Source organism: Skermanella sp. (assembly GCF_059503625.1).
Window position 1 is genome coordinate 1 of sequence record NZ_JCACHA010000002.1, and the last position, 4615, is coordinate 4615.

Sequence of the window (4615 nt, forward strand, 5' to 3'; positions counted from 1 at the left end):
GAACTACCTTGCCAACTCAGGCTACGCGTTCGACTAAACCTGAAATGCTCTAGGGTACCAATGAAGGCTCGCTGCTTGACCTCTCCCGATCGCTGTTGAGCCGCTTGCCTCAACCGCGTGCGAAATTTTTGAGCTCGCCCTCGGCCCAGGCCATGGCCTCGTCGATGGGTTGTCCACCCTGTGCCACACGAGCGATCATCTTGGTACTGATCGCCTGGACATAGGCCTGCACCGCGGTATCCGCCGGTGCAGGAGCGAAAGCGACGGTCAGTTGGCTCTGCTGGTGCGGCTTGTCCGGGTAGTTGTAAGCGAAGCCCTTCGGTGGCCCCTCGGTTTCCCAGACCTGGAAGTCGGACATGCTCTGGAAGGGGGGGATGTCGAAGCCCGAGGTCGCCGTCGACTGCCGCTCTGCGCTCTGCCGGTCGGAGAGGAACTCTATCAGAGACTTCGCCGCGGTCTTATTTCGCGCGAAGCTCCAAATGCCCCAGAAGAACGGTAAGAATGGAGCGAAGCGTCCCTCAACTCCGCTCGGGAAGGGCGCGTACCAGCATTTCTCGGCAACCTGCGGCGCATCTCGCTTTGCCACCGCCCACGCGGACGGCGGGTTGAAGATCAGAGCCGACTTGCCGGAGATCAGCGCACGGTTGTTCGCTGCATCGTCCCAGGCCCAAACGTCGTTTGGTAGGTGCTTCGAAAGCCGGACGAGATAGGCGACCGCTTGTTTCAGCTTATTGTTGCCGCGCACCGTAACCCGCCCCTCGGCATCCATCATGCTGGCACCAAAGCTGCGGAACAGCGCGCCCACCCAGTCAACCGCATCAGAATATTGACCCATGGGCAGGGCGAAGGGATAGCCGGCGGCGTTGCACTTCTCCGCCGCCTTCAGAAAGGCATCCCAGTTCCAGGTTTCGGCGCCCGGGCCGCGCTCCGCTTTCGCCGGCCACATCGCGCGAATATCAATTCCGGCATGCTCTTGAAACAAGTCGTAGCGGATGCAAGCGGACTTGATCTGGCTGCCGGCGACGGCGGGCACGGCGCGCCAGGCGCCGTCGCGCCGCGCTAGGTATTCGGCCGCCGGGTTGACGGGTCCATATTTCTGCTGAAGTCGCCCGACCACGTCGTCAACCGGTTCCAGCAGCCGGGCGTGGGAGGACGGCTCCCAGGTTGGCATGGCGATAATGTCGTGACCGCTCCGCGATAGAGCCTGGGAAGCGATAGTCAGCAGGATTTGGTTGCCGGCAGAGACCAAGCGGTCGATCTTCACCTCGACCCGGTTCTTGGCGCCCCATTCCTCGCAGAGCTCGCTGATGACGTGGTTGCCTGCGGGCACCCAATGTTCCCAGAAGGCGCAGCGGAGTACCCCTGCTGAACCCTGGCTGTGAATGTTGCAAATGGGCAGCGCGGCCCCGGCTGCGCCCGCCATGCCTGCTCGCAACGCAGCGCGCCGCGTCATGCCAAATCGTGTCATGGTGTTCGCCCTCCAGTGGACAACTTGGTGCCGCCGCACCAGGGAAGCTTACGCAGGGGCATGGCCCCGGTGGTGGGCAGCGTCACGACCGCCCGAAACTGTGATTGTGCGGCGGTGCCGGGCTAGACACGACATGATTCGGTGCGCCCAAAATAGCCAGTTCCGATTGCCAAAGGGGCAGACGAGTCCATACCGCACTCCGAGTTTGCTGTTCGGAAGCCGTCAGCTTTTCCAAAGCCCACAGAAACGCGCCACATATGGACAGCGTCAGGGTCAGCTACGCAGTGACTATAGTCGGGTAGCGCAACCTAGTGGCGTCGAGGCCGGAGCGGCGGCATGGGGCATAGACCCAGTCGGCTAAATAGGCGCGATGATGCACTCAAGGCCTGGCATCTATAGGGACCGCGCCGTAGTCTCAGTGGTTGCGTAGGACCGCGCCGGCCCGAGGTGTCCTACGGCCCGTGCGTGGTCCCGTCGGCCGCAGTGCTGCCTGTTTGGATCGCGCCGAGCCGTCGTGGGTGCGAAGAGGCCGGGCAGGTTTGACAGCGGTCGACCCTACACCCACGGCGCGGCGATGGCGACCAGCACAGCTTTGTAGTGCACATATGAAATCGACAGGGAGACCGGACGCTTCAGCTAACCTCTCCGGGTTGCTCAATGGTTTTCCCTTGTAAAACTTGGCTGTTCAGAGCGCAGGGACTGCATACGAATGGGCACCCGGTTTTCCCTTGTAAAACTCTTGCCTATGATGCGAGTGGAGCAGTTGCATCGTCGTTGTGACGTTAGGACCGAAAGGGAGTCGATGCGTATTAGGGGGACCGCCGGGGGGCGGGTGCTGCTCGTCACCAGCCCGAAGGGAGGCGTTGGGAAGAGTAGCGTGTGCCGCAACATTCTGGTTGCGGCCGCAATCGCGGGCGCGCGGGTTCAAGGAGTAGATCTTGATGCCCAGCAGACACTCGTCAAATGGCATCAGCGGCGCGAGCTTGTCCGAAAAACTTATCCCGAGACCCTGGAGGTGCCGGTAGTCGGTATGGCGCTCGCGGATTGGCGGGCGGTCTTGCGTGAAGCTCCAAAATTCGACCTGACGGTAATCGACACTCCGCCTAGCATTGAGATTCAGTACGGTGCGGCGATTGCTTTGTGCCAGGCGGCGCATCACGTCTTGGTTCCAACTGGGGCGACTCAAGATGATGTCGATAGCGTAACTCCCTGGATGCGGACATTGAGTGACGCCGGCGTACCGGCAAGCTTCGTGCTTAACAAGGCGAACCGCCGAGTGAAGAGTTACGACGCGGTGCGAACTAAGCTCCTCAAAGCGGGCTCACTCTGCCCGATCGAGATTCCCATGCTGGAAGACATCCATGTCAGCGCAGGAAAGGGCTTAGCGGTACTCGACCTTTCTAGTCGAAAAGCCAATGAAACATTTGAGGCTCTTTGGGCCTATGTGTCTCGTGCCGCCGGCATGAAGGTTTCAGGTAAGGTTTCGGCGGAATGCGCATGAGTTCGACCCGCGTCCGAGGGCTTTCCCGTCGGGCCATGCTGCAGGTCGACACTGACGTGGAGTTGCCGGGTGCGAGTCCACCCGATAAGCGTCAAGGCGACATGGCGCCGCTTGTCCATGTAGATGAGACCCTCCTGACAACGTTGCAGGAGGTCTTCGCTGGCACTGGCCTGATGGCGGACCAGCGTAAGGTCCGAGCAGTCATTACCCTTCGCGGCCAAGTGGATGTGGCGTGGCAGCAGACCCGCGACGCATTCATTGAGATCGGCCGGGCGCTGAACGAGGTCGATGCAGTTTTGGATGAGCAGGAGCGAGAAAGCCTAAAACGAGGATTCCGGAAACTTTTTCCCTTCTCTGAGACAGTGGCGAGCCAGTTCCGGGTGATCGCTCGTGCGGTTGACGCTGGTCACTTAGCGAGGGATGCATTGCCTGGCAGCTACGGCACTGCCTACCAAATGGCTTTGCTCAATAATGAGCAAAGGCGGATTGCCGAGAAAGAAGGCTTGATCCGACCCAGCGTCAGCCGCAATGCGTTGATCGAATTCCGCAAGTTGCACGAGGGTGTGGCGCCGCGCACAGCTCGGGGACCAGATCCAGTGAAGATGCGGGCGGAGCTCGGACAACTGAAGCGTTCGGAAGCAAAGCTTGCCAAGACCTTGGAACGCGTCAGAACGCGGATTCAGGAGATCCAGGCGCTGCTTGCACTGAAAGATGATGGATAGTGGAATCCGCCGTCGGACGGGCCAGCAGGCCATGAAGTAGGCTCGATAACTCAACGCCTTAGCCTACTAAACCAGATGCTGCGACGTAGTCGCCCCTCCTGAGACGAACCGTCCTGGCGAGGGAGGAGCTCTTGCATCCTGAGAATACCAGCCGTCGGTGCGGCTCCCCTCACCTCGCAAGGGTGATCTGCCGTCGCCACCCCGGAGATTGCGGCAGCGCGAGTCGCGGCAGATGGGGCAATCACTCACCCTTTGAAGAATCCCGAAGATAGGCTGTTACCCCGGGACAGTTGCTCATCCGTCTGGGGCAGTCACTCACGGAATCGGCGTTTTCCCAGGGCATTCACTCACTACTTCAACTAGACTCAGATTCAACTACTTCCAAATAGCTTGGTGAGTGATTGCCCCGTTGACCGTGAACGGCCACCTCGCGTTTTTGGTCGACAGTTCTAACGCAAAGGGCCGAGTCCATGAGCAACGAAGAGGAGCCCGACTTCGGCGTTCGGCGCCTTGTGCTCGTGCATGGCCGCGACCAAGCACGGCAGATGGTGGAACCTGAGCGTAAAAAGCTCGTGGATATTGCCGCCGAGGTGATGGGCGATGACGCCGGAAAGATCGGCATCACCTACACCGGCTTCTGCTTGACGGCTCTTCCTCACAAGCGTCTAGGCGATGATGAGGTGTGGAAGAAGGTTGGGCATCGGGTGACGCTGCTGGTCCAGCCAGGTCACATGAAGATAGGCCGCGGCCAACCTCGGTTGTTTGGAGTTCCTTACGGTGCCCGCGCCCGCATGATCCTGCTTTACCTCCAAACAGAAGCAGTTCGAACAGGCAGCCGGGAGATTGAACTCGGCCGTTCCATGCGCGATTGGCTAGAGCATTTCAGGTTTAGTCGAACGCGTAGCCTGAGTTGGCAAGGTAGTT

Annotated in this window: 3 protein-coding genes and 1 pseudogene; 3 read left to right on the top strand and 1 reads right to left on the bottom strand. The window is 60.2% G+C overall.

Annotated elements, in window-relative coordinates; all coding sequences use genetic code 11:
• Positions 1–109: 109 nt before the first annotated feature.
• A complete protein-coding gene (locus AC5JJ6_RS00035; protein WP_496040075.1) occupies positions 110–1468 on the bottom strand; it encodes an ABC transporter substrate-binding protein in 1359 nt (452 codons plus the stop codon).
• A gap of 802 nt (positions 1469–2270) precedes the next feature.
• Between AC5JJ6_RS00035 and AC5JJ6_RS00040 the strand changes: the two genes are divergently transcribed.
• From AC5JJ6_RS00040 to AC5JJ6_RS00050, 3 genes and pseudogenes are all read left to right on the top strand, one after another.
• Complete coding sequence (locus AC5JJ6_RS00040; RefSeq protein WP_496040076.1) at positions 2271–2969, top strand: ParA family protein; 699 nt, start codon at positions 2271–2273, stop codon at positions 2967–2969.
• Positions 2970–3004: 35 nt separating this feature from the next.
• Positions 3005–3691 carry a hypothetical protein gene (locus AC5JJ6_RS00045; protein WP_496040077.1) on the top strand — a complete coding sequence of 229 codons (687 nt, stop codon included), beginning with the start codon at positions 3005–3007 and terminating at the stop codon, positions 3689–3691.
• 470 nt (positions 3692–4161) lie between these two features.
• A pseudogene (locus AC5JJ6_RS00050) lies at positions 4162–4615 on the top strand (hypothetical protein); the annotation flags it as partial.

Coding starts and splice junctions, on each gene's coding strand:
- AC5JJ6_RS00035 (WP_496040075.1), bottom strand. CDS start 1,468: ATGACACGATTTGGCATGACGCGGCGCGCTGCGTTGCGAGCAGGCATG.
- AC5JJ6_RS00040 (WP_496040076.1), top strand. CDS start 2,271: ATGCGTATTAGGGGGACCGCCGGGGGGCGGGTGCTGCTCGTCACCAGC.
- AC5JJ6_RS00045 (WP_496040077.1), top strand. CDS start 3,005: ATGCTGCAGGTCGACACTGACGTGGAGTTGCCGGGTGCGAGTCCACCC.